23 protein-coding genes are annotated in these 23,477 nt (G+C 72.5%); all 23 read right to left on the bottom strand.

Features of this window, described 5'->3' with window-relative positions; genetic code table 11:
* Positions 1-29: 29 nt before the first annotated feature.
* On the bottom strand, positions 30-986 hold the full coding sequence (gene arcC / locus NOCA_RS13760) for a carbamate kinase (protein ID WP_011755872.1): 957 nt from the start codon (positions 984-986) through the stop codon (positions 30-32).
* A 14-nt stretch (positions 987-1,000) separates the two neighbouring features.
* On the bottom strand, positions 1,001-2,005 hold the full coding sequence (locus NOCA_RS13755) for an ornithine carbamoyltransferase (RefSeq protein ID WP_011755871.1): 1,005 nt from the start codon (positions 2,003-2,005) through the stop codon (positions 1,001-1,003).
* Between the two features lie 28 nt (positions 2,006-2,033).
* On the bottom strand, positions 2,034-3,329 hold the full coding sequence (gene arcA / locus NOCA_RS13750; RefSeq protein WP_011755870.1) for an arginine deiminase: 1,296 nt from the start codon (positions 3,327-3,329) through the stop codon (positions 2,034-2,036).
* 141 nt (positions 3,330-3,470) lie between these two features.
* The gene (arcD, locus tag NOCA_RS13745) at positions 3,471-4,940 is read right to left on the bottom strand and encodes an arginine-ornithine antiporter (RefSeq protein ID WP_011755869.1); all 1,470 of its coding nucleotides are present in this window, start codon (positions 4,938-4,940) and stop codon (positions 3,471-3,473) included.
* A 228-nt stretch (positions 4,941-5,168) separates the two neighbouring features.
* Entirely contained in the window at positions 5,169-6,200 is a 1,032-nt protein-coding gene (locus tag NOCA_RS13740; RefSeq protein ID WP_011755868.1) for an NADPH:quinone reductase, read from the bottom strand.
* A gap of 11 nt (positions 6,201-6,211) precedes the next feature.
* Positions 6,212-7,531: a hypothetical protein gene (locus NOCA_RS13735; RefSeq protein WP_011755867.1), complete on the bottom strand. Its 1,320-nt coding sequence runs from the start codon at positions 7,529-7,531 to the stop codon at positions 6,212-6,214.
* Between the two features lie 115 nt (positions 7,532-7,646).
* Complete coding sequence (locus tag NOCA_RS13730; RefSeq protein ID WP_011755866.1) at positions 7,647-8,483, bottom strand: DUF1206 domain-containing protein; 837 nt, start codon at positions 8,481-8,483, stop codon at positions 7,647-7,649.
* Positions 8,480-9,856: a dihydrolipoyl dehydrogenase family protein gene (locus NOCA_RS13725; protein ID WP_011755865.1), complete on the bottom strand. Its 1,377-nt coding sequence runs from the start codon at positions 9,854-9,856 to the stop codon at positions 8,480-8,482. The genes NOCA_RS13730 and NOCA_RS13725 overlap by 4 nt, the downstream gene beginning before the upstream one ends.
* 36 nt (positions 9,857-9,892) lie before the next feature.
* Positions 9,893-10,300, bottom strand: coding sequence for a transcription antitermination factor NusB (gene nusB, locus NOCA_RS13720; protein WP_011755864.1), 408 nt, complete (start codon positions 10,298-10,300; stop codon positions 9,893-9,895).
* Positions 10,300-10,863: an elongation factor P gene (efp, locus tag NOCA_RS13715; protein WP_011755863.1), complete on the bottom strand. Its 564-nt coding sequence runs from the start codon at positions 10,861-10,863 to the stop codon at positions 10,300-10,302. Before efp ends, nusB begins: the two co-directional genes overlap by 1 nt.
* A gap of 244 nt (positions 10,864-11,107) precedes the next feature.
* Positions 11,108-11,905, bottom strand: a complete 798-nt coding sequence (locus NOCA_RS13710; protein WP_011755862.1) for an SIMPL domain-containing protein — start codon at positions 11,903-11,905, stop codon at positions 11,108-11,110.
* A 112-nt stretch (positions 11,906-12,017) separates the two neighbouring features.
* The gene (locus NOCA_RS13705) at positions 12,018-12,458 is read right to left on the bottom strand and encodes a type II 3-dehydroquinate dehydratase (protein WP_011755861.1); all 441 of its coding nucleotides are present in this window, start codon (positions 12,456-12,458) and stop codon (positions 12,018-12,020) included.
* Entirely contained in the window at positions 12,455-13,552 is a 1,098-nt protein-coding gene (gene aroB / locus NOCA_RS13700) for a 3-dehydroquinate synthase (protein ID WP_011755860.1), read from the bottom strand. Before aroB ends, NOCA_RS13705 begins: the two co-directional genes overlap by 4 nt.
* A complete protein-coding gene (locus NOCA_RS13695) occupies positions 13,549-14,100 on the bottom strand; it encodes a shikimate kinase (protein WP_011755859.1) in 552 nt (183 codons plus the stop codon). Before NOCA_RS13695 ends, aroB begins: the two co-directional genes overlap by 4 nt.
* Positions 14,097-15,275, bottom strand: a complete 1,179-nt coding sequence (aroC, locus tag NOCA_RS13690; protein WP_011755858.1) for a chorismate synthase — start codon at positions 15,273-15,275, stop codon at positions 14,097-14,099. Before aroC ends, NOCA_RS13695 begins: the two co-directional genes overlap by 4 nt.
* Before the next feature lie 39 nt (positions 15,276-15,314).
* Positions 15,315-16,043 carry a prepilin peptidase gene (locus NOCA_RS13685; RefSeq protein ID WP_011755857.1) on the bottom strand — a complete coding sequence of 243 codons (729 nt, stop codon included), beginning with the start codon at positions 16,041-16,043 and terminating at the stop codon, positions 15,315-15,317.
* Positions 16,040-16,852 carry a shikimate dehydrogenase gene (locus NOCA_RS13680; protein WP_011755856.1) on the bottom strand — a complete coding sequence of 271 codons (813 nt, stop codon included), beginning with the start codon at positions 16,850-16,852 and terminating at the stop codon, positions 16,040-16,042. Before NOCA_RS13680 ends, NOCA_RS13685 begins: the two co-directional genes overlap by 4 nt.
* A gap of 34 nt (positions 16,853-16,886) precedes the next feature.
* Positions 16,887-18,080: an endolytic transglycosylase MltG gene (mltG, locus tag NOCA_RS13675; protein WP_011755855.1), complete on the bottom strand. Its 1,194-nt coding sequence runs from the start codon at positions 18,078-18,080 to the stop codon at positions 16,887-16,889.
* The gene (ruvX, locus tag NOCA_RS13670; protein WP_011755854.1) at positions 18,081-18,551 is read right to left on the bottom strand and encodes a Holliday junction resolvase RuvX; all 471 of its coding nucleotides are present in this window, start codon (positions 18,549-18,551) and stop codon (positions 18,081-18,083) included.
* Between the two features lie 23 nt (positions 18,552-18,574).
* The gene (alaS, locus tag NOCA_RS13665) at positions 18,575-21,265 is read right to left on the bottom strand and encodes an alanine--tRNA ligase (protein ID WP_011755853.1); all 2,691 of its coding nucleotides are present in this window, start codon (positions 21,263-21,265) and stop codon (positions 18,575-18,577) included.
* Positions 21,265-21,582, bottom strand: coding sequence for a DUF6167 family protein (locus tag NOCA_RS13660; RefSeq protein ID WP_011755852.1), 318 nt, complete (start codon positions 21,580-21,582; stop codon positions 21,265-21,267). Before NOCA_RS13660 ends, alaS begins: the two co-directional genes overlap by 1 nt.
* A complete protein-coding gene (locus tag NOCA_RS13655; protein ID WP_041546542.1) occupies positions 21,579-22,094 on the bottom strand; it encodes a hypothetical protein in 516 nt (171 codons plus the stop codon). Before NOCA_RS13655 ends, NOCA_RS13660 begins: the two co-directional genes overlap by 4 nt.
* A 5-nt stretch (positions 22,095-22,099) precedes the next feature.
* Positions 22,100-23,470, bottom strand: a complete 1,371-nt coding sequence (locus NOCA_RS13650; RefSeq protein WP_011755850.1) for a replication-associated recombination protein A — start codon at positions 23,468-23,470, stop codon at positions 22,100-22,102.
* Positions 23,471-23,477: the final 7 nt, after the last annotated feature.

The raw sequence follows: 23,477 nt of genomic DNA, 5'->3' as shown, positions 1-23,477 counted from the left end.
GACGGCCCACGCCGGACGCGGCTCGGGAGTCAGCCGGAGACGACCAGTTCCCGATCCTGTCCCGATGCCGGGCCGTGCCCGTCGGGCACCACCCGGGTGCCGGCGCGGCCCGCGACGATCTCGGCGATGTCGGCGAGCGAGCCGATCGCGGCGGACCGTCCGGTCTGCTCCACGAACCGGCACACGGCCTCGACCTTCGGGCCCATCGAGCCGGCCGCGAAGTCGAAGGCCCGCAGCTCCTGCGGCGTCGTCTCGGTCAGCAGGCGCTGGTCCGGGCTGCCCCAGTCGAGGTAGACGCCGTCGACGTCGGTGGCGATCACCAGCAGGTCCGCGCCGATCTCCTGTGCCAGGAGGGAGGAGGCGAGGTCCTTGTCGATCACCGCCTCGACCCCGCGCAGGATGCGGCCCGGCTCGAGGACGGTCGGGATGCCGCCGCCGCCGGCGCAGATCACGACGGTGCCGTCCTCCACCAGGGAGCGGATCGAGGGCACCTCGTAGATGTGCTGCGGCTCCGGTGAGGCGACGACCCGCCGGAACGCGGAACCGTCCTGCTTGATGACCCAGCCGTTCTCGGCCGCCAGCTCCTCGGCCTCGTCCTGCATGTAGACCGGGCCGATGAACTTGGTGGGGTTCTGGAACGCCGGGTCCTCGGGGTCCACGCGGACCATCGTCAACAGCGTGGCGATGTGCTGCTCCTCGGGCAGCACGTTGCCGAGCTCCTGCTCGATGACGTAGCCGATCATCGCCTCGGTCTGGGCGCCGAGGACGTCGAGCGGATAGGGCCGCACGTCTTCGTAGGCCGCGGCCTGGAGCGCCAGGAGGCCGACCTGGGGGCCGTTGCCGTGGGCGATGACCACCTCGTTGTCAGGCACCACGGTGGCGATCCGCTCGGCGGCGATGCGGATGTTGGCGCGCTGGTTGTCCGCCGTCAGCGGCTCACCCCGGCGCAGGAGGGCATTGCCCCCCAGAGCGATCACGATGCGCATGTCGTCCGTCCCCCTCACGCGAGCGACGCCACGAGGAGCGCCTTGATCGTGTGCATCCGGTTCTCCGCCTGGTCGAAGGAGATGTTGGCCGCGGACTCGAAGACGTCCTCGGTGACCTCGATGCCGTTCGCGAGCTGCGGGTACTGCGCCACCACCTGGTGGCCGACCTTCGTCTCGGTGTTGTGGAACGCGGGCAGGCAGTGCAGCACCTTGACCCTGGCATTGCCGGTGGCGTGCAGCAGGTCCGCGTTCACCTGGAACGGCAGGCAGCGCTCGACGCGCTCGGCCCACGACTCCACCGGCTCACCCATCGAGACCCACACGTCCGTGTAGATGAAGTCGACGCCGGCCACGGCCTGGGTCGGGTCGTCGGTGATCGTGATCCGGGCACCGGAGACGTCGGCGAGATCGTGGCAGAGCTTGACCAGCTCGTCCTCGGGCCAGAGCTCCTTGGGGGCGCCGATGCGGACGTCCATCCCGAGCTTGGCGGCCACGAGCAGCAGCGAGTTCGCCACGTTGTTGCGGCCGTCGCCCATGAACGCGAACGCGATCTCGTGCAGCGGCTTGTCGCAGTGCTCACGCATGGTGAGCACGTCGGCGAGCATCTGGGTCGGGTGGAACTCGTCGGTGAGGCCGTTGAAGACCGGGACGCCGGCGTACTCGGCCAGCTCCTCGACGACCTGCTGGGAGAAGCCGCGGTACTCGATCGCGTCGTACATGCGGCCGAGGACGCGAGCGGTGTCCTTGACCGACTCCTTGTGCCCCAGCTGGGACGACGCGGGGTCGATGTAGGTGACGTGCGCACCCTGGTCGTAGGACGCGACCTCGAAGGCGCAGCGGGTGCGGGTGGAGGTCTTCTCGAAGATCAGCGCGACGTTGCGGCCCTGCAGGAGCTGCCGCTCGCTGCCGGCGTACTTCGCACGCTTGAGGTCGCGGGAGAGGTCGAGCAGGTAGCGGATCTCGTCGGCGCTGTGGTGGCGCAGGCTGAGCAGGTGCCGCCCGCGAAGGTTGACAGGCATGGGTTGTTCCTCGGTTTCTGGTCGGTGGTCAGTAGTCGACGGGGTCGCGCAGGATCGGGCAGGTCATGCAGCGCCCGCCGCCGCGGCCGCGGCCCAGCTCGCTGGCGTCGATGGTGATGACCTCGATGCCCGCCTTGCGGAGCTGCGTGTTGGTGTGGGTGTTGCGGTCGTAGCCGACGACGACGCCGGGCTCGATCGCGAGCACGTTGTTGCCGTCGTCCCACTGCTCGCGCGCGGAGCCGTAGCGGTCGCCGCCTGTGGGCACGACGCGCATCGGCGTGCCGAGCGCGTCGGAGACGACGTCGACGAAGTGCTTGCCCTCGTGGCGGATGTCCAGGCCGGACGGCGAGGAGTCGTCGGGGCGCAGCGAGAAGCTGTTGATCGCGTCGACGACCGGTCCGTACGCCGTGACGACGTCGCGGTCGCAGAAGGTGAACACCGTGTCGATGTGCATGGCCGCCCGCATGCGGGGCAGGCCCGCCGCGATCACCCGGTCGGCCGCACCCGCGGCGAACAGGGACCGGGCGACCTGGGTGATCGCCTGCTGCGAGGTCCGCTCCCCCATCCCGATCACGACCGCGCCGTTGCCGATCGGCATCACGTCGCCGCCCTCGATCGTGGCGTTGCCGCGGTCCCGCGGCTGCTGGTCCGGGTCGCCGAACCAGACCCGGAAGTCCTCGCCAGCGAAGCTCGGGTGGAACCGGTAGATCGCCGTGGTGAGCAGCGTCTCCTGACGGCGCGCGCCCCAGTACATCCTGTTGAGCGTCACGCCCTGGTAGACCCACGAGGAGTTGTCGCGCGCGAACGTGGTGTTCGGCAGCGGCGGCAGCACGAACTGCTGCACCTCGGCGTCGCGGAACGCCCTCAGGAACGGGCCGGCCATGTCATCGGGCACGTCGCCGAAGGCGACGCCGCCGATCAGGAACTCGGCGAGCTTCTCCGCCGGCAGGCTCTCCAGCCAGGCGCGCACCTCATGGACGAGGCCGGGGCCGACCTGGTCGTCGGTGACCTTCCGGTCCAGGATCCAGTTGCGGCCCTCGGGGTAGCGCACCACGTCGACGAGCAGCTGCAGCATGTCGAGCACCTCGACGCCGCGGTCGCGCATCTTCATCACGAAGTCGTAGTGGTCACGCTTGGCCTGGCCGACCCAGATGACGTCGTCGTAGAGGAGCTCGTCGCAGGTGTCAGGAGTGAGGCGGAGGTGGGCGAGTCCCGGCGCGCACACCATCACGCGTCGCAGACGGCCGACCTCGGACCATACGCCGACTCTGGGCTCGGCGACGGTCTCTTCGACGGCCGCTCGGGGCAGCTGTTCGATTGCCATGATGAACCTTCCTTGTGCAGCTTCCTTGTGCGGGGGGGCCGAAGTGTCGACGGGGTGCCCGGACGGCGCGCGGAAGCGGCCGGTCGGGCGGGGCGGCGGCCCGAGGACCGCCCCGCCCCCGAGCGGGTGGAGCCGGCTCCGTCAGATCGAGACGAAGCCCTGGACCAGGCCGATGACGCCGGCGATGGAGAGGCCGACGACCACGGCCACGACCGCGCGCTCGGCGACCGTGAAGATCGCGGCCCGGGCCTGCGAGCGTGCCCAGACGTAGAGCGCGGTGCCGACCAGGTAGAAGATGCCGGCGACCAGCACGTACTCCCAGCCACCCGCGTAGACCAGCCACACGGCGTAGGCGAGGGCCACCAGTCCGACCAGGAGGTCGCGCGTCCGGCTCTCGCCCTGGGCGTAGGACTCACCGCTGATCGCCAGCTTGACCTGGTAGAGCGCCGACCAGAGGTACGGCAGCAGGATCAGGGAGGTCGCCAGGTAGATCAGGTCGGTGTAGGTGTTCTCGTTGACCAGGGTCCACAGCAGCATCAGCTGGACGCAACCGCTGGTCAGCCACAGGGCGACCGATGGTGCGCCGTACCGGTTCTCCGTGCCGAGCTGGCGCGGGAGCACGCCCTCCCGGGCGGGCAGCCGCAGGATCTCCACGCTCAGGAGCACCCAGGCGAGGAGCGCGCCGGCCACCGAGACCGCGAGCCCGATCGAGATGAAGCCGGTGCCCCAGGCGCCGACCTCCTGCCGCATCAGGCCCGCCATCGACGGGTCTTCGAGCCCGGCCAGCTTGGCCTGGCTCATCAGGCCGTAGGAGAGCACGTTGACGGCGAGCAGCAGCGCCAGTACGCCGACGAAGCCGATCACGGTCGCCCGGCCGACGTCGCTGCGCCGGGTGGCGCGCTGGCTGTAGACCGCGGCACCCTCGATGCCGATGAACACCCAGACGGTGACCAGCATCATGTTCTTGACCTGGTCCAGGGTGGAGCCGAGGCCCGCACTGTCGCCCCACACGTCGGCGGTGAAGATACCGGCCTTGAAGCCGACGGCTGCGATCGCGATGAAGGTCAGGAGCGGCACGATCTTGGCGATCGTCACGAGGGTGTTGACGAACGCGGCGCTCTGGACGCCGCGCAGCGTCAGCGCCTGGACGACCCACAGCACGACGGAGGCCCCGATGATGGCCGCCACGGTGTTGCCGCCCTCGAACGCCGGCACGAAGTAGCCCAGCGTCGACATCAGCAGGACGAGGTAGCCCACGTTGCCGATCCAGGCACTGATCCAGTAGCCCCAGGCCGAGGTGAAGCCGAGGTAGTTGCCGAAGCCGGCGCGGGCGTATCCGTAGACGCCGCCGTCCACGTCGGGCTTGCGGCGCGACAGGGTCTGGAACACGAACGCCAGCATCAGCATGCCGACGCCGGTCACCAGCCAGCCGATGAGCAGCGGCCCGGGAGCAGCGCTCCCGGCCATCTGCGAGGGCAGCGCGAAGATGCCGCTACCGATCATGGACCCCACGACGAGGGCGATCAGGGCGGGCAGCGCCAGGGTGCCGGCGCCTCTCGCGGACTGCTCAGGGCTCGGGCCCGACGGTGGTCGGACCATCTGCTGAGTCATGGTTTCTAGGGCCTCCTTCAGGAGACGGAAGACCGATCTCCCGTCCTGTGAAGGACGCTAGGAGGCCACGACAGGTCCGCAGCAGGGACGAACGGCACGACCACCTGGGATGCGTCCCGGCCCGCGCGGGAGCCCCGACGGGGCCCGCATGAGGAGTCTCGCGACACCGGGCCGGTGGCTGCGCGGGGTGGCGCGAATGACCGTGCACCGCCGTGAATGACCTTGCAGTCAAAGGTCCCGGTCCGCGGCAGACCCCACGTCGAGCAGCACCTTCCCGACGACGCCGCCCTCCACCGCGTCGTGGGCCTCGGCGGCCTGAGCCAGCGGGTAGTGGTGGAGCGGCAGGCCGGCCTCCTCACCGACCCGGAGCGCACCGGCGGCGAGGGCGACAGAGATGTCCTCGACCGCCGCCCGGAGCAGGTCCTCGCGCAGCGTGTAGAGGATCAGGAACTGGAAGCGCAGGTTCTTCCCGAACGCCGCCCGCAGCGGCATGGTCAGGGTGTCCCCGCCGTTGTTGGCGTAGATCGAGACGGTGCCGTGCACCCGCACCACGTCGAGGTCGAGCTCGATGTTCTGCGCGGGTGCGACCTCGACGGCGAGGTCGACGCCGTCGGGGGCGGTCTCGAGGATCGCCTGCGCCGCGCCCGGCTCCCGGTAGTTCACGACGTGGTCGGCGCCGGCGGCGCGGGCGAGCGCGGCCTTCTCGGCACTGCTGACCGTGGTGACCACGGTCGCCCCGGCCCAGCGGGCCAGCTGGATCGCGGCATTGCCGACGGCGCCCGCTCCCCCTGCCACGAGAACGACCCGGCCCTCCAGTGCACCCGGCCACAGCCGGCTGGGCCCACCCTCGGCTGCGGTCAGGGCGCGGTGCGCCGTGACCGCGGGCACGCCGAGGCTCGCGCCGAGGTCGAACGACGCGTCGGCCGGGAGGGGTACCACCCGAGCGGCGGGCTGGACGGTCAGCTCGGCGGCGGTCCCGTACGCGCGCCCCGCCTGGGCGAGCACCAGCCAGACCCGATCGCCGACCGCCAGGCCGTCGACCCCCTCACCGACCGCGTCGACGACGCCCGCTCCGTCCTGGCCGGGCACGACCTCGTCATACTCGGTCATCATGCCGGCCCGGAACTTCCAGTCCGTCGGGTTCACGCCGGCCCGGACGACCCGGACCCGGACCTCGCCGGGTCCGGGCACGGGGAGGTCGCGCTCCACGACCTCCAGCACCGAGGACGGGCCGGTCTGCTGGTAGACGACTGCACGCATGGCGCAGTCTCTCAGAGCGCCGCGGCCATCCCCGCACAGGCCTTCAACCACTCCCGCTTGGTGCCGCGCGAGAGCTGGGAGTAGGGCACCACCGAGCCGGCCACCAGGGCCGGGTCGTAGGGCACCCGGTAGACCTCACGGGTCCGCTGCTGGTAGACGTCGACCAGGTCGGCCGCGAGCTTGGTGTCGACCGTCGCGGAGGGGTCGGAGAGCACGGTGATCGCCTTGTACTTGAGGTTCTGGTAGCCGGCGTCCTGGAGGGCGTCGAGCATCCAGAGGCCGCTGTACCCGGTGTCCTCGCGCACGGTGCTCGTGACGACCAGCAGGTCGGCGGCGCCGGCCGCGGCCAGCCAGTTCTCGGCACGCATGTTGTTGCCGGTGTCGACCAGGATGATCCGGTAGAACCGCTCGAGCAGCTTGTGCACCGCGTCGAAGTCCTGGGCGCGGATCGTGCCGGTCACGTCGGGCCGCTCGTCGGAGGCGAGGACGTCGAAGTGCGCGTCGCCCTGGGAGCGGACGAAGGCGCCGAGGTCTCCGATCCGCGACTGGTAGACGTCGGTGAAGCGCTCCAGGTCCTCCAGCAGCTCTCGCGTCGTGTTGCGGTGGGCGCTGCGGGTGCCCCGGATGCCGAGGGTGCCGCGCGTCTCGTTGTTGTCCCAGGCGACGACGCCGCCGCCGCGCACGGTGCCGAAGGTGTAGCCGGCCGCGAGCACCCCGGTCGTCTTCGCAGCGCCACCCTTGGGGTTGATGAAGGCGATCGTGCGGGGGCCGTCGAAGTCCTTCTGGATGGCCTGTCGGTCGCGTTCGTAGGCCTGCTCGGCGGGGCCCATCCGCGGCGTCACCAGGCCGCCGCTCCAGCGGCGCACGGCACCCCGCCAGCCCCAGGTCGCCGGGCCGTGCTCCTGGGCCGCGTCGCGCCGGTCCAAGAAGTCGGTGGCGGTCATGAAGCGGCGCAGCTCGCCCGCGTCGGCGGGCTGCTCGGGGTCCAGGGGCTCGCCCTCGGCGACCAGCACCACCGGTACCGACGGTGGTGCCGACGGGGGCGGGCCGGCCGGTCGGTAGGACGGCGGCGGCCCGCTCGGCGGGGGCGAGGCGGGCACGCGGGTCGGCGCCGTCCCGACCGGCGGCTCGAGCCCGGGGTCGGCGAGCGGGGCGGTCAACGGGTCGGTCAACGGGTCGGTAGGTCCGGCCGACGGTCCCCGCGAGCCGGCACCCGCGCGGGCGTCCCGGCGGGCGGCGTACCCGGCCAGGTCCTCCGGCGTGTAGAGCCGGTCGCTGGTGGCGTCGTGGTCGTGTCGCGAGCCGGCCGAGCTCCACGCATCCTGCGACATCGAGGTCCTCCTCCGAGACAGGCGGGTTCGTGCTGAAGGGCTCCTTCCCCCATTTCGCGCCCGCCACACGCAGCGGCTTGCGCGCGCCGGTCCACACCGGGCGGCTCCGCCGAGCTCACCGCGACAGGTGCCTGGCCCGGGCCAGCGTGAAGATGCCGTAGCAGGCCAGGCCGACGCCCAGCAGGCAGAGCAGGACCGGCCCGAAGGGCTGGTCGAGCACCTTGAAGAGCGCCTGGTCCAGGCCACCGGACTTCGACGCGTCGTGGGTGATCGCGCCGTACAGGACGAGGCCACCGACGATCAGGAACGCGATCCCCCGGGCGGTGTAGCCCGCCTTCCCGAACGCGAGGTACGCCGTGCCGGTGCTGCCGCTTCGGCCCTCCGCGTCGAGCTTGTCCGCGAACCCCTCGGTCCAGGCCTTGTAGACCTGGTAGCCGCCGTAGCCCATGATCGCGAGGCCGATCAGGCCGACGAGGAGCTGGCCACCGGTGACGTCCATCAGCTCGGCGGTCCAGCTCTTCTGGCCCTTGCCCGACGAGCCCGAGCCGGTGGCGACCCGCAGGCCGGAGACACCGATCGCGGCGTACACGATCGCTTTCGCGGCCGACGTCAGCCGGGCTCGGGTGCGCTTGCCGGAGTCCTGCTCGTCGCGGTGCCCGAAGCCCGCGTCGAGGAGCTTCCAGGCCACCAGCAGGAACATGCCGAGCGAGACGACCCAGATCAGGACGTCGCCGAAGGGCTGCTGCGCCAGCTCGTGCATCGCGCCCGAGCTGGACGGCTTGCCGGACCGGTCGCCGAAGGCGAGCTGGACGGCCAGCCAGCCGATCATCAGGTAGACGACGGCGTAGGCGACCAGGCCGGCCCGAACGGCGTGATCGACCCACTCGCTGTGCTGCGCCTCGCGGGCCGCTCCCTCGGCCCGACGGGCGGTGCTCCCTCCCGACACTGTCATGACAGGTCGGCGATGGCGGACTCGATGGCCCGGTGGAAGGTGGGGTAGGCGTACATCATGTTCCTCAGCGTCTCGACGGGGACCTCCGCGTGGACCGCGACGGCCAGGAAGCCGAGGATCTCGCCACCCGCCGGACCCACCGCGGTGGCTCCGACGAGGACTCCGCGGTCCGCGTCCTCGACGACCTTGATCAGGCCGTGCCCGCCGGGCCCGTGGGTGAAACCTCGCGACGAGCCCGCCAGGTCGGTGCCGCCCGTGCGGACCCGCAGTCCCGATTCCCGGGCCCGGGACTCGGTCAGCCCCACCCCGCCGACCTCCGGGTCGGTGAACGTCGTGTGTGGCACCGCGTGGTAGCGGGCCGGCGCTCCCGGCTCACCCAGGATGTCGCGCAGCGCGATCGCCGACTGGTACATCGAGACGTGGGTGAAGGCGCCTCTGCCGGTCACGTCGCCGATCGCCCACAGCCGGTCCCCCGCCCGCAGGCGCTCGTCGACCTCGAGGGTCCGCGCGGTCGGGTCCAGGCCGACCGTATCCAGGCCGAGGTCGTCCAGGTTGGGGGTCCGCCCGGCGGCGACCAGCAGCTTGTCGGCGCTCAGCTGCTCTCCTGTGTCGAGCCGGATCGTGAAGCCGCCCTCGTCGTACGCCACGCGGGTCGCCTCGGCGCCGGTGAGCACCCGGATCCCCTCCTCGGCGAAGACCTCCGCCACCAGCTCCGCGGCCTCGGGCTCGTCCGCGGGCAGCAGCCGGGGACCGCGCTGGACCACCGCGACCCGGACGCCGAACCGGGAGAACACCTGCGCGAGCTCGCAGCCGATCGGCCCGCCCCCGAGGACGACCAGGGAGCCGGGCAGCTCGGTGACCCGCACCGCTTCGCGGTTGGTCCAGTACGGCGCGTCCGCCAGGCCGTCGACCGGGGGCACGGCCGGGCGGGTGCCGGGGTTGACCAGCACGCCCCGCGTGGCGGCGTACGTCGTCGCCGTGCCGTCCGGCTCCTCGACGCGCACCCGGCCGGGGCCGTCGAGCCGGCCCGCCCCGTGGTGGAAGGTCACCCCGGCATCCCGGAGGCGGTCGACGGCGATCGTGTCGTCCCAGCCGGTGGTCGCCTCCTCGTCGATGCGCCGCGCCACCACGGACCAGGCCGGGGCGATGGTGGCCTCGCCGGCGACGCCGGCGGCCCGCCGGACCTCGGCGACCGCATCGCTGCCGCGGACCATCATCTTGGTGGGGATGCACCCGTAGTAGGGGCACTCCCCGCCGACCAGGTGCCTGTCCACGGCCACGACCCGCAGCCCCGCCCGGGCGGCGCCGGTGGCGAGCGCCTCGCCGCCGGGGCCGGTGCCGATCACGACCAGGTCCACCTCGTGTGCGTCCATGGGTCCACTATGGGCCCAGGCGCAGTCGGCGGCTGCTCAGGCGAGGGACGGCTTGTTGCGCACGATGCTGCCGAGGATGCCGTTGACGAACTGCGGCGACTCGTCGGTGGAGAGGTCGGTGACCAGCGCCATCGCCTCGCTCACGGCCACCGCGTCGGGGACGTCGTCGGCGTACAGCAGCTCCCACACGCCCAGTCGCAGCACGTTGCGGTCGACCGCCGGCATCCGGTCCAGCGCCCACCCGTGGGAGTACGACGACAGCAGCTCGTCGATGCGCGCCTGGTGCTCGACGACGCCCCGGACCAGCGTGGCCGTGTAGTCGTTAGTCGGCCCCTCGCCCTCCGCGATCGCCCGGTCCAGGGCGGCCACGGCGTCCTCGCCCCGCACGTCGGAGGCGAAGAGGACGTCCAGGGCGCGCTTGCGGGCCTTGGAACGGGCGCTCATCAGCCCTTCACGCGACCGAGGTAGGAGGAGTCGCGGGTGTCGACCTTGACCTTCTCGCCCTGGTTGATGAACAGCGGGACCTGGATCTCGTGGCCGGTCTCGAGCGTGGCCGGCTTGGTGCGGCCGGTCGCCGAGTCGCCGGCGAGGCCGGGCTCGGTGAAGGTGATCTCGAGCTCGACGGAGGCCGGGAGCTCGATGAACAGGACGCGGCCCTCGTTGGTGGCGACGATCGCCTCCTGGTTCTCCAGGAGGAAGTTCTTGGCGTTGCCCACGATCTCCGGGGCGATCTCGAGCTGGTCGTAGCTCTGGACGTCCATGAAGACGTACGACGAGCCGTCGTTGTAGAGGTACTGCATGGTCCGACGGTCGACCGTGGCGGTCTCGACCTTGGTGCCCGCGTTGAAGGTCTTGTCGACGGTCTTGTTCGACTCGACGTTCTTCAGCTTGGTGCGCACGAAGGCCGGACCCTTGCCGGGCTTGACGTGCTGGAACTCCACCACGGCCCAGAGCTGACCGTCGATGTTGAGAACCATGCCGTTCTTGAGGTCGTTCGTCGTTGCCATGCGCGCGTGTCAGCCTTCTGGTCGCGGTGTCGAAAGAGGCACCCGGACCGCGCCGGGCACAGCGCACGAGTCTATCGGCTCAGTGTCCACGCACCGAAACCGCTGGCCCGGGCGTCCAGTCCGTCGTTGCCTGCCCGGGGTCGGTTTCCCCGGTTCACCGGGGATGTTGGAACTTCTGGCCCGAAGTTTCGGCCCAACAGTTCCGGTTTCCCCGGTTCACCGGGGAAACCGCCGCCGGCCACCGCTAGGACAGCTCCCACACGACCCGGACGGTGACGGCGCTCTTGTCCCGACCGGCGCGGATCGGCACGGCGCTCAGATCCATCGCGGCGCGACCCGCGACGGCGGAGCCGAACTGCAGGTACGGCGAGGGCAGCGGGCGAGCGTGCACCTCCCGCAGCGTGACCACGTCGCCGAGCGTCTGCCCGGAGGCCTCGGCGTACTGCTGTGCCTTGGCGGTGGCCTCCTGGACAGCGGCGTCGCGCGCCTTCTCCAGGACCGCGTCCGAGTCGCCGACGAGCAGCCGGATGTCGCCCACCCGCACGGCGTTGCCGCCGGCGGCGACGGCCGCGCTGACCGCCTTGCCGCCCTGGGCGAGCTCCTTGACCAGCACCGAGGCCCGCTCGGAGACCCGGTAGCCGGTGATCGTCGGCGGGCTGTAGTCGTGGTACGCGTACACCGGCGTCATCGACAGACCGGTGGTCTGCACGTCGGACCTGGCGACGTCGTACTCGTCCAGCGCGCGGAGCACCCGGCTCATGCTCGCGTTCGCGGCCGCGAGGGCCTCGTCGAGGTCCACCCGGGTGAGCGTCACCCGGAGGCCGAAGGACAGCTGGTCGGGCACCGCCCCCGCCTCGCCGGTCCCGGTCATCGTCAGCAGCCGTGGTCGTTCGGCCGGGGCCGAGGTGCCCCCGTCGTCGGCCGCCTGCGCCGCCGGCGTCCCACCCCCGGAGCCGCCGAGGAGGTAGGCCACCACGAGTGCCATCGCCACCAGCGCAGCCACGAGCAGGCCACGCACACTCACCGTCACGTTCGCGTTCATGGCGGTCCGACGAACCCGCAGCCCGACCGGTTCCCTCGAGTCGGGACTTCCCCCCTCGAGTCGCGGGTCCCGGCGGTCGAGAACTCCCGACTCGACCGCCAGAACTCCCGACTCAACGCCGGGCGACGGCCTCGAGCGCGAGCCGGTAGCCCTCGATGCCGTGGCCGGCGAACACCTCGACGGCGTACGGCGTGACCACCGAGGTGTGCCGGAACTCCTCGGGTCGCTGGCGGGGGTCGGAGATGTGCACCTCGACCAGCGGTGCGACCAGCTGGGCGCAGGCGTCGAGCAATGCGTAGGAGTAGTGCGTCCACGCGGCGGCGTTGAGCACCACCGGCTCGGCGTCGTCGGCGGCGGCGTTGAGCCAGTCGAGCAGCTCGCCCTCGTGGTTGGTCTGGCGCACCTCCACATCCAGGCCGAGGTCGCGCCCCCAGGCGACGCACAGGTCGGCGAGCTCGGCGTGGGTGGTGGTGCCGTAGATCTCCGGCTGGCGCCGTCCCAGCCGGCCGAGGTTCGGTCCGTTGAGCACGAGCACGCGGCGGCCGTGGCTCACGCGGGGCCACCGATCGCGGCGTAGGCGTCGCGCAGGTCCACCACGGACGGTCCGGCCAGCACGGTCGGGACCGCGAGGTCGGAGAGCACGATGAAGCGCAGCTGGGAGCCGCGCGCCTTCTTGTCGACCCGCATCGCCCGGTGCAGGTCGTCGAAGGAGGCCTTGGAGTACGACGTGGGCAGCCCGACGCGGGCGAACGCGTGCCGGTGCCGCTCGACGATGTCGGAGGCGAGGGTGCCGGCCCGGTTGGCCAGCTCCGCGACGTACACGCACCCGATCGAGACGGCCTCGCCGTGCCGGATCCGGTAGTTCTCGGTGCGCTCGATGGCGTGCGCCATCGTGTGCCCGTAGTTGAGGATCTCCCGGCCCGGGTCGTCCGGGCGGCCGCCGGTCTCCTTGAGGTCGGCCGAGACGACCCCGGCCTTCACCCGCACGGCACGCTCGACCAGCTCGCGCAGGACGAGGGAGTCGGCATCGAGGCGGGAGGCCTCGTTGCCCTCGACGAGGTTGAGGATCGCGGGGTCGGCGATGAACCCGCACTTGATGACCTCGCCGAGCCCGGCGAGCAGCTCGGCGCGGGGCAGGGAGCGCAGCGTCGACAGGTCGCAGAGCACGCCGGCCGGCTCGTGGAAGGCACCCACCAGGTTCTTGCCGCTGCGGGTGTTCACGCCGGTCTTGCCGCCGACCGCGGCGTCGACCATGCCGAGCAGCGTGGTCGGCACGTGCACGACCTTCACGCCGCGCAGCCAGGTCGCGGCGACGAAGCCACCGACGTCCGTGGTCGCACCGCCCCCGAAGGTCACGACCGCGTCGGAGCGGGTGAACCCGGCCTCACCGAGCGCCTCCCAGCACGAGACCGCGACCGCAGCCTTCTTCGCCCGTTCGCCGTCGGGGATCGGGAGCACCATCACGTCGTACGCCGCCGCCAGCGAGTCGAGGACGGGGTTCACCAGCTCGGCCAACGCGTCGGAGAACACGACCGCGACCCGTTGCACCCCGACCCCGAGCAGCTGCGGCAGCCGCTCGGACAGGTCGTGGCCGATGACGACGTCGTACGGCGCGGCCCCGGTCACCCGGACGACGGTGTCCCTCATGCTTCCCCCTCCAGCGCCGACCCGTCGAGCGCAGGCCCGTCGAGTGCAGCGCGGATCTCCTGGGCGACATCCTCGGGGCTGCGGCCGTCGGTGTCCACGACCAAGGTCGCGACCGACTCGTAGATGGGGGTGCGCTCGTCGAGGAGCGCCTTGATCCGTCCGCGGACGTTGCCGAGGAGCAGCGGGCGGGCGACGCCGAGGCCGACTCGCTTGACGGCGTCGGAGAGGCCGACCCGCAGGAACACGACCCGGTGGCCGGCCAGCAGGTCGCGGGTCCCAGGGTCCAGCACGGCTCCCCCGCCCAGCGCGAGCACGCCGTCGTGCTCGCGCAACGCGGCCGCGACCGCTCGTCGCTCCAGGTCTCGGAAGGCGCCCTCGCCGGAGTCCACGAAGATGTCGGAGATGGTCCGACCCTCGGCCGACTCGACGTCGTGGTCCGTGTCCCGGACCCCGGTGCCCCAGGCGTCGGCCAGCAGCCGGGCGACGGTGGTCTTGCCGGCCCCCATCGGCCCGACCAGGACGACGCGGGGGCGTGCGGGTCCGGTCACCGGAACCTCAGGGTGTCCAGGTAGCCCTCCGCGTTGCGGCGGGTCTCGCGCACCGAGTCGCCCCCGAACTTCTCCAGGACGGCGTCGGCGAGCACCAGCGCGACCATCGCTTCGGCGACGATCCCGGCGGCCGGCACGGCACAGACGTCGGAGCGCTGGTGGTGGGCGACCGCTGCCTCGCCGGTGGCGACGTCCACGGTGCGCAGGGCGCGGGGAACCGTGGCGATCGGCTTCATCGCGGCGCGGACCCGGAGCACCTCCCCGGTGCTCATCCCGCCCTCGGTGCCGCCGGAGCGACCGCTGACCCGCCGCAGGCCGTCCGTGCCGGAGACGATCTCGTCGTGGGCGCGCGAGCCCGGCGTGGCCGCCAGCTCGAAGCCGTCGCCGACCTCGACCCCCTTGATCGCCTGGATGCCCATCAGCGCGCCCGCGAGGCGCGCGTCGAGGCGCCGGTCCCAGTGCACGTGCGAGCCCAGGCCCGGCGGCAGGCCGTGGACGACGACCTCGACGACACCACCGAGGGTGTCGCCGTCCTGGTGGGCCTGGTCGATCGCCTCGACCATCAGCTTGCTGGTGTCGGCGTCCAGGCAGCGGACCGGGTCGTCGTCGAGCCGGTCGACGTCCTCGGGTTGCGGCCACAGGCCCGCCGGGGCGCGGACGCCGCCGAGCTCGATGACGTGGGAGACGATGCGGGCACCGACCGCCTGCTCGAGCAGGTTCGACGCCACCCGGCCGAGCGCCACGCGGGCGGCGGTCTCGCGGGCCGAGGCGCGCTCGAGGATGGGTCGGGCCTCGGTGAAGTCGTACTTCTGCATGCCGACCAGGTCGGCGTGCCCGGGGCGGGGCCGGGTGAGCGGGGCGTTGCGGGCCAGGGACTCGAGCTCGACGGGGTCGACCGGGTCGGCCGCCATCACCTTCTCCCACTTCGGCCACTCGGTGTTGCCGATCTCGATCGCGACCGGCCCACCCATCGTCTCGCCGTGCCGGATGCCGCCGACCAGCGTCACCTCGTCGCGCTCGAACTTCATCCGCGCACCGCGCCCGTAGCCCAGCCGGCGCCGGGCCAGCGCGTCCGCGACGTCGTCGGAGGTCACCTGGACGTGGGCGGGCAGCCCCTCGAGGATCGCGACCAGAGAGGGGCCGTGGGACTCGCCCGCGGTCAGCCAACGCAGCATGGGGTCAGTCTTTCACGTGGGGTACGCCGACCGGGCCGGTCACCCCGAGGCGAGACCGGTCCAGAGCGGACCGAGCACGACGCCCGCGAGCGCGCCGGCGAGCAGGAACGGGCCGAACGGGTAGGCCGCTCTCAGGATCGCCCGGTCGCGCCGCAGCAGCGCCAGCAGGAGCCCGGGCACCGAGAAGGCCAGGAACCCGCCGTAGATGCCGATCGCGAGCTCGGCCCAACCCAGGTAGCCCAGCGCGAGCCCGAGCACGGCCGAGAGCCGGACGTCGCCGTACCCCATGCCCGCCGGGTGGATCCACCACAGCGCGAAGAACAACGCGAACACGACGACCCCGCCCAGCCCGGCCCGGACCAGAGCATCCTGGTCGTCGTCGAGGAGCCCGCTCAGCACCGCCAGCACAGCGGTCGCCGCGAGGGTCGGCCACACCACCACGGTGGGCAGCAGCCGGGTGCGCAGGTCCACGACCGCGAGCGCGACCCCGACGGGCACCAGCGGCAGCAGGAACAGCAGCGGCCAGTCGAGGCCCACACCGGCGCCGACCAGGCCACCGGCGACCAGGCTCAGCACCGCCGCGACGGAGCGCAGGCCGGGCGCGGCCGCGACCTCGGCGTACGACGGCGCGCCCGGGTCCTCGGTCACCACGTCGTGCTCGGGATCCGCATCCGGCTCGGGGATCCGCGCGATCAGGGCCGGCACCAGCAGGCCGGCCGCGCCGCAGGCAGCGGCGCCCAGCACGACGGCACCGGGGTCGACGCTCACGCCGGCGCCGTCCCGAGCGCCCGCTCCCCCGCTGCTCGCATGGCGTCCAGGGGGCCGGGTGCCCCGGTGAAGAGCTCGAACTGCAGGACCGCCTGGTGCACCAGCAGGTCCAGGCCGCCGACGAGGATCCGGCCGGTGGCGGACGCGGCGAGCGGGGTCGGCCAGGGGTCGTAGACCACCTCGAACACCACCGGGACCGCGCCGCAGCGCGCGACCAGCGAGGGGTCCTGGGCGGCCGCCGGGATCGTCGAGACCACGATCTCGCCGTCCACCGGGCCGTCCGCGAGCGTCGCGACCTCGACCTGGGGGGCCGCCGGGTGGGCCGCGATCGCCCCGGCGGCCGCCGCCGCGCGTTCGGGCGTGCGGGCGAGCAGGCGCACCCGCCGGGCGCCGAGCTCGACCAGCGCGAGGCCGGTGGCGGCGGCCGTCGCACCGCCCCCGAGGACGGTACCCGCGGTCACCGGCCCGGCGTACCGCTCCCGCACGGCGGCCACCGCCCCCGGCAGGTCGGTGTTGTCGGCCAGGACGACCGCGCCGTCCTCGAGGACCAGCGTGTTGACCCCGCCGGCCAGCCGAGCACGCTCGGTCACGCCCGCCACGATCGCCAGCGCGCGCCGCTTGAGCGGCATGGTCAGCGACAGCCCGCGCCACTGCGGGCCGAGGCCGGTCAGGAAGCCCTCGAGCCCGTCCTCCGGCACCCGCACGGCCTCGTAGCTCCAGTCCAGCCCGAGCGCGGCGTACCCGGCCCGGTGCAGGACCGGCGACAGCGAGTGCGCGATCGGGTCGCCGAGGACGGCGCAGCGCGTCATCGCCGACCCTGCCGACCCCGCCGGTCCCGGGGACTCAGCACCGGTCGGACTGGGTGTCGCAGTACTCCTGGAGCTCCTGCTTGAAGCCCAGGAACTCCTGGTAGTCCTCAGTGAACTTGGTCTCGCCGGTGCGCAGGTTGACCGTGACGTAGAACAGCCAGTCCCCGTCCGCGGGGTGGGCGGCCGCCTCGATCGCGTCGTCGCCGGGCGCTTCTATGGGCGCCGGCGGGAGCCCGGTCTGGGTGTAGGTGTTGTACGGCGAGTCCGCGACCGAGTCGATCTCGGCCTGCGTCAGCACGGCGATGGTCGAGCGCTCGAGCGCGTAGTTGACCGAGGCGTCGACCTGCAGCAGCCCGTTGGTCACCCCGTTGTCGGGGTTCTCGACCCGGTTGTAGATCACCCGCGCGATCTTCGGCATGTCGTCGCCGCGCCCCTCTGCCTGGACCAGGCTGGCGACCGTCATCAGCTCGGCGGGCGTGTAGCCGAGCTCGGCGGCCGCCGCCTCGAGGTCGGCGTCCTCGGCGGCCTGCTTCCACCGGGTCACCATGGCGGTGAGCATCGACTCCGGGGTCGCGTCCGGGCCGAAGTCGTAGGTCGCGGGGAACAGGTAGCCCTCGGGGTTCCCCTCGGCGTACGACGGCAGGCCGAGGTCGCCCGGGTTGTCGAGCACCTTCTCGAAGTCTGCCTTCGGGTAGTCGGTCTTCTTCGCGAGGATGCCCACGATGTCGACCACCCGGAGGCCCTCGGGGATCGTCACGGTGTCCTTCACCATGTTGGCGGGATCGACGAGGATCTCGACCGCGTCCGCGGCCGCCATCTGCTTCTTCAGGGCGAAGTAGCCGGCCTGGAGGTCGGCCCAGTCCGGGCTGGCGTTGGCGGCCTGGACGAACGCGTCGACCGAGGCGACCACGCCCGCGGCCTTGAGGTCACGCCCGATGCTCCCGGCGGTGGCGCCGCTCACGACCTGGTAGGTGACGTTGCCGCGGCCGGGTCCCGGATAGTCCTCCGCGGAGTCGAACTGGTCGCGCACCTTGTCGATGCCCCAGGTGACCACGACGTAGAAGCCGCCCACGATGATCGCCAGGGCCAGGAGGACCGCGAGGCAGCCGGGCAGGCTCCGTCGCTTGCGGCCGCGCCGGCGGCCTGCTTCGTACGCCGGCTCCTGGACGCCGAGCAACCCAGCGTCGTCGCGGGGGTCGTCGTACTCGGCGTCGTGCTCGTCGGTCATCTACGTCTCCTCGACGATCTCGCCCGGCGCGGCCCCCGTCGCGCGTTCGGTGTCCAGTGCGTGCTGCAGGATCAGGACGGCTGCTGCCTGGTCGACGACGGCTCGCCGCTTGCCCCCCGTGCGGCCCTGGTCGCGCAGCATAGCCTCAGCGGACACCGTGGTCATGCGCTCGTCGACCAGGCGCACCGGCACCGGCGCGACCCGCGCCGCCAGCCGGCCGGCGAACTCCCGGACCTTGGCCGCCGCCGGGCCCTCGCGGCCGGACAGCGAGCGTGGCAGCCCGACGACCACCTCCAGGACGGTGGCGCCCTCGTCCTCCTCGGCGGCAAGGATCCGGCCGATCCTCGCGAGGTCGCCCTTCCCCCGACGCACCGTCTCCACCGGGGTGGCGAGGAACCCCGACGGGTCGCTGCGGGCAACCCCGATGCGGGCGTCGCCGGGGTCGATGCCGATCCGCACGCCGGCCCTCATCGCCTCACCATCCCGGACCGGCGTCAGCCGGCGGCCACCCGCCCGACCTCGGCGGTCACCAGCGTGATCGCCTCGTCGATGCGCGAGGCGTCGGTGCCGCCGCCCTGCGCGACGTCGTCCTTGCCACCGCCCTTGCCGCCGACGAGCGGGCCGACGGCGCGGACCAGCTCGTTCGCGCTGAGCCCGCGGGCCCGCGCCTCGTCGTTGAGCGCCGCGACCACCGCCACCTTGCCGTCGACGGCTCCGATGACCACGACCACGCCCGGCTCGCCCTGCGGGAGCCGGCCGCGGACGTCGAGCGCCAGCGTGCGGACGTCGCCGCCACCGGCGCCGTCGGCCCGGTGCGCGACCAGGTTGACCGGCCCGACCTTCGCCGCGCCCGCGGCGAGCTCGCCGGCTGCGGCGAGCAGCTGCCCGACCCGGACCCTCTCGATCTCCTTCTCCGCCTCGCGGAGCTTCTCGACCAGGTCGTGGACCCGCTCGGGCAGCTGCTCGGGCCGGACCTTGAGCGTGTCGGAGAGCTGAGCGACCAGGACGTGCTCGCGGGCCAGGAACCGGTAGGCGTCGCTGCCGACCAGGGCCTCGACGCGCCGCACACCCGAGCCGATGGACGACTCGCCGAGCAGCTTGACCACGCCCAGCTTGCCGGAGCTGCCGGCGTGGGTGCCGCCGCACAGCTCGCGCGCCCAGTCGCCCACCGAGACCACGCGGACCCGGTCGCCGTACTTCTCGCCGAACAGCGCCATCGCCCCGGACTTCACCGCGTCGGCCTGGCTCATCACCTCGGCGTGCACCGCGAGGTCGTCGAGGACGACCTCGTTCACGCGCGCCTCGACGTCGGCCATCACCGACTCCGGCACCGCCCCGACCGCGGAGAAGTCGAACCGGAACCGGCCCGGGGAGTTCTCCGACCCGGCCTGGGTCGCGGTCTCGCCGAGCGCCTCGCGGAAGGCCTTGTGCACCATGTGGGTCGCGGTGTGGGACCGGGAGATCGATCGTCGCCGCTCGACGTCGACCAGGGCATGGGCGCCGAGGCCAATGCTGACCTCTCCGGAGAGCACCGTGGCGTGGTGCACGATCAGCCCCCTGACCGGGGACTGCACGTCGCGGACCTCGACCCGGGCCCCGTTGTCGAGCTCGATCACACCCTGGTCGGCGAGCTGGCCGCCGCCCTCGGCGTAGAACGGGGTGCGGTCGAGGATGATCTCGACGTCGTCGCCCGGGCCGGCGGAGGACACCACACCCCCGGCGGCGACCAGGCCGCGCACGGACGCCTCGTCGGTGACCACGTCGTAGCCGGTGAACTCGACCGGGCGGCCCAGGGAGTCGGCGACCTGGCGGTACGCCGAGGCGTCGCGATGCTGGCCCTTCTTCGCCTTGGCGTCGTCCTTGGCCCGCTGCCGCTGCTCGTTCATCAGCCGCCGGAAGCCGACCTCGTCGACCGCGAGCCCCTGCTCGGCCGCCATCTCCAGGGTGAGGTCGATCGGAAAGCCGTAGGTGTCGTGCAGTGCGAACGCCTTGTCGCCCGACAGCTGGCTGCCACCGGCCTGCTTCAGCTCGGCGGTGGCCTGGTCGAAGATCGTGGTGCCGGAGCGCAGGGTCTGGCGGAACGCGTGCTCCTCGGCGTACGCGACCGTGGAGATCCGCTCCCAGTCGCGGTGCAGCGCGGTGTAGGTCTCCCCCATCTTGTCCCGGCTGATCGGGAACAGCTCGGGCAGCGCCGGGTCCTCGTAGCCGAGCAGCCGCATCGAGCGCACCGCGCGGCGCAGCAGCCGGCGCAGGACGTAGCCGCGAGCCTCGTTGCCGGGGGTGACGCCGTCGCCGATCAGCATCATCGAGCTGCGGACGTGGTCGGCGACGACGCGGAACCGCACGTCGTCGTCATGATCGGCGCCGTAGCGCCGGCCGGTGAGCTCCTCGGCCTTCTGGATCACCGGGAACATCACGTCGATCTCGTACATGTTGGCCTTGCCCTGCAGCAGGAACGCGACCCGCTCCAGGCCCATGCCGGTGTCGATGTTCTTCTTCGGCAGCGAGCCTGCGATGTCGAAGTCCTCCTTGGACCGCACCGCGCTCAGCTCGTCCTGCATGAAGACGAGGTTCCAGATCTCGAGGTAGCGGTCCTCGCCCTTGGGTCCGAAGTCACCGTCCGGGCCGTAGTCCGGGCCGCGGTCGTAGAGGATCTCCGAGCACGGCCCACCCGGGCCGGGGACGCCCATCGACCAGTAGTTCTCGCGCTTGCCGAGCCGGATGATCCGCTCCTCCGGCAGGCCGGTGACCTTCTTCCACAGCGCCACCGCCTCCGGGTCGTCCTCGTAGACGCTCGGGTAGAGCTTGCTCTCCTCCAGGCCCCAGCCGCCGTCGGCGAGGGGCCTGGTGACCAGGTCCCAGGCCAGCTCGATGGCGCCCTCCTTGAAGTAGTCGCCGAAGGAGAAGTTGCCGCACATCTCGAAGAACGTGCCGTGCCGGGTGGTCTTGCCGACGTCCTCGATGTCGGGCGTGCGCACGCACTTCTGCACGCTCGTGGCGCGCGGGTACGGCGGCGCCTCCTGGCCGAGGAAGTACGGCTTGAACGGCACCATGCCGGCATTGACGAACAACAGGTTGGGGTCGTCGAGCAGCAGCGACGCGGACGGCACCGGGGTGTGCGCCCCGACGGTGGTGTTGTGCTCGAAGTGAGCCACGAACCGTCGGCGAATCTCCGCGGTGTCCATCAGGTGCTGCCTTCCTCTGTCGTGGTCCTGGTCGTGGTCGTGGTCTGGGTAGGTGTCGGTGACGGGACGGCCCGGTGCCGGCCGCCCTCGAGCTCGGGCCTCCCATGAGGCACCAGGCCGAGCCGCTCGCGCAACTCCGATTCCTTCTCCGCGCGCCCCTGGGCGACCTCGTCGCGGAACAGCCGCATCCCGACCGAGAGCGCGCCCAGGCGGTCCTGGAGGCCGTCGACGGTGAGCGCCTCGGCTGCTCGGCGGCCGCGAACCAGCACGTAGGCGGCGGTCCCGGCCCCGGCGACGAACCAGAGCCCGCGCCTCATGCGGCGCTGTCCTGGTCGTCGGGGTCGTCGGTGTCGGCAGCTGCGCGCCGGCGCGCCTCCCACTCGCGTCGCGCCTGGCGGGTGTCGGCGCGGCGCTGCTTGCGGGCGCGGCGCACCTCGCGTCTCATCTCGAAGCGGATCCGGTTGCGGGTCTCGGGGTCGAGGGCCCGGCGCAGCCCGTGGGCGAGCGCCGCCGCCTTGACCACCGACTCCCGCAGCACCAGGTCGGCGAACAGCGCGGTCTCGATCCGCTCCGGCTGCACGGACCCGGGCTCCGCCTCGCCGAGGTGGGTGATCACGTACTCGGGCTCGGGGGCGCCCGGCCGGGCGGGCGGGTCCAGCCGGCGCTCCAGGGCATCGAGCTGCGCTCGCAGAGCGGCCGTCTCCGACCGGGCAGCGGCGAGTTCCCGGTCGGTGCGGGACCGGGAGCGGTACAGGGCGGCGCCGAGCCCCAGGGCCAGCAGCGCGAGCGCCACGGCCACGGCGGGGAGGGTCCAGTCCTGCATGGTCACCGACCCTATCGTTCGCCCTGTCGCTGGCCGCGAATCAGCCGGCGAACCCGTTCCCAGCGCTCCTTGATCGCCGCCTCGGCGCCCAGCGTGGTCGGCCGGTAGTACTCGGCGTCGGCAACCACGTCGGGGGCGTACTGCTGCTCGGCGATGCCGAACGGCTCGTCGTGGCTGTACTTGTACCTCGCGCCGTGTCCCAGCTTCTTGGCCCCCGAGTAGTGCGCGTCGCGCAGGTGGGGCGGCACCTGGCCGATCTTCCCCGCCCTGACGTCGGCCAGCGCCGCCCCGATCGCGGTGGTGACCGCGTTGGACTTCGGCGCGACCGCCAGGGCGATGGTGGCGTGAGCGAGGGTGAGCTGCGCCTCGGGCATGCCGATCAGCTGCACGGTCTGCGCCGCGGCGACGGCAGTCGGCAGCGCCGTCGGGTCGGCGAGGCCGACGTCCTCGGAGGCGAGGATCATCAGCCGGCGGGCGATGAACCGCGGGTCCTCGCCCGCCTCGATCATCCGGGCCAGGTAGTGCAGGGCTGCGTCGGCATCGGACCCCCGGACCGACTTGATGAAGGCGCTGACGACGTCGTAGTGCTGGTCTCCCTGCCGGTCGTAGCGCACCGCGGCCCGGTCGACCGCGGTCTCGGCGGTGGCCAGGTCGACGGTCTCGAGCCCCTGCGCGAGCGCCGCTCCGGCCGCCGCCTCGAGGTAGGTGAGGGAGCGGCGCGCGTCGCCGCCGGCGAGCCGGACCAGGTGGCCCAGGGCATCGTCGTCGACGCCCACGGACCCGGCGAGCCCGCGCTCGTCGGTGATGGCCCGGTCGAGCACGGCGCGGACGTCGTCGTCGTCGAGGGACTCGAGGCGCAGCAGCAGGCTCCGGGAGAGCAGCGGCGAGATCACGCTGAAGAACGGGTTCTCCGTGGTCGCGGCGATCAGCGTGACCCACCGGTTCTCGACGCCGGGCAGCAGGGCGTCCTGCTGGGCCTTGCTGAACCGGTGCACCTCGTCGACGAAGAGGACCGTCTCCCGGCCGCCGCCGGCGAGCTCGGCACGAGCCGCGTCGATCGCGGCCCGCACCTCCTTGACGCCGGCCGAGACGGCCGAGACCTCGACGAAGCGCCGGTCGGTCTGCTGGCTCACGATCGCCGCGATCGTCGTCTTGCCGGTGCCCGGCGGGCCCCACAGCAGCAAGGACATCGACTGGTCACCCTCGACCAGGCGGCGCAGCGGCGACCCGGCGGCCCGCAGCTGCGCCTGCCCGACGAGCTCGTCGAGCGTGCGCGGCCGCATCCGCACCGCCAGCGGCGCCGAGGCATGGGTGTTCGCGCTCAGCGAGCCGCCGCCGGTGCGGGCCGCCGTACCCGGCGCCGCGAAGAGTCCCTCGTCCACCCGATCA

Origin of the sequence: Nocardioides sp. JS614 (genome assembly GCF_000015265.1) — a bacterium.
In the GTDB taxonomy this organism is placed as follows: domain Bacteria; phylum Actinomycetota; class Actinomycetes; order Propionibacteriales; family Nocardioidaceae; genus Nocardioides.
The sequence above is the reverse complement of the archived record's forward strand: the minus strand, read 5'-3'. Positions and strand labels throughout refer to the sequence as shown.

Bases quoted from the DNA above. Each gene is read 5' to 3' on its own strand.
- arcC (WP_011755872.1), bottom strand. From the start codon at position 986: ATGCGCATCGTGATCGCTCTGGGGGGCAATGCCCTCCTGCGCCGGGGT.
- NOCA_RS13755 (WP_011755871.1), bottom strand. From the start codon at position 2,005: ATGCCTGTCAACCTTCGCGGGCGGCACCTGCTCAGCCTGCGCCACCAC.
- arcA (WP_011755870.1), bottom strand. From the start codon at position 3,329: ATGGCAATCGAACAGCTGCCCCGAGCGGCCGTCGAAGAGACCGTCGCC.
- arcD (WP_011755869.1), bottom strand. From the start codon at position 4,940: ATGACTCAGCAGATGGTCCGACCACCGTCGGGCCCGAGCCCTGAGCAG.
- NOCA_RS13740 (WP_011755868.1), bottom strand. From the start codon at position 6,200: ATGCGTGCAGTCGTCTACCAGCAGACCGGCCCGTCCTCGGTGCTGGAG.
- NOCA_RS13735 (WP_011755867.1), bottom strand. From the start codon at position 7,531: ATGTCGCAGGATGCGTGGAGCTCGGCCGGCTCGCGACACGACCACGAC.
- NOCA_RS13730 (WP_011755866.1), bottom strand. From the start codon at position 8,483: ATGACAGTGTCGGGAGGGAGCACCGCCCGTCGGGCCGAGGGAGCGGCC.
- NOCA_RS13725 (WP_011755865.1), bottom strand. From the start codon at position 9,856: ATGGACGCACACGAGGTGGACCTGGTCGTGATCGGCACCGGCCCCGGC.
- nusB (WP_011755864.1), bottom strand. From the start codon at position 10,300: ATGAGCGCCCGTTCCAAGGCCCGCAAGCGCGCCCTGGACGTCCTCTTC.
- efp (WP_011755863.1), bottom strand. From the start codon at position 10,863: ATGGCAACGACGAACGACCTCAAGAACGGCATGGTTCTCAACATCGAC.
- NOCA_RS13710 (WP_011755862.1), bottom strand. From the start codon at position 11,905: ATGAACGCGAACGTGACGGTGAGTGTGCGTGGCCTGCTCGTGGCTGCG.
- aroB (WP_011755860.1), bottom strand. From the start codon at position 13,552: ATGAGGGACACCGTCGTCCGGGTGACCGGGGCCGCGCCGTACGACGTC.
- aroC (WP_011755858.1), bottom strand. From the start codon at position 15,275: ATGCTGCGTTGGCTGACCGCGGGCGAGTCCCACGGCCCCTCTCTGGTC.
- NOCA_RS13680 (WP_011755856.1), bottom strand. From the start codon at position 16,852: ATGACGCGCTGCGCCGTCCTCGGCGACCCGATCGCGCACTCGCTGTCG.
- mltG (WP_011755855.1), bottom strand. From the start codon at position 18,080: ATGACCGACGAGCACGACGCCGAGTACGACGACCCCCGCGACGACGCT.
- ruvX (WP_011755854.1), bottom strand. From the start codon at position 18,551: ATGAGGGCCGGCGTGCGGATCGGCATCGACCCCGGCGACGCCCGCATC.
- alaS (WP_011755853.1), bottom strand. From the start codon at position 21,265: ATGGACACCGCGGAGATTCGCCGACGGTTCGTGGCTCACTTCGAGCAC.
- NOCA_RS13660 (WP_011755852.1), bottom strand. From the start codon at position 21,582: ATGAGGCGCGGGCTCTGGTTCGTCGCCGGGGCCGGGACCGCCGCCTAC.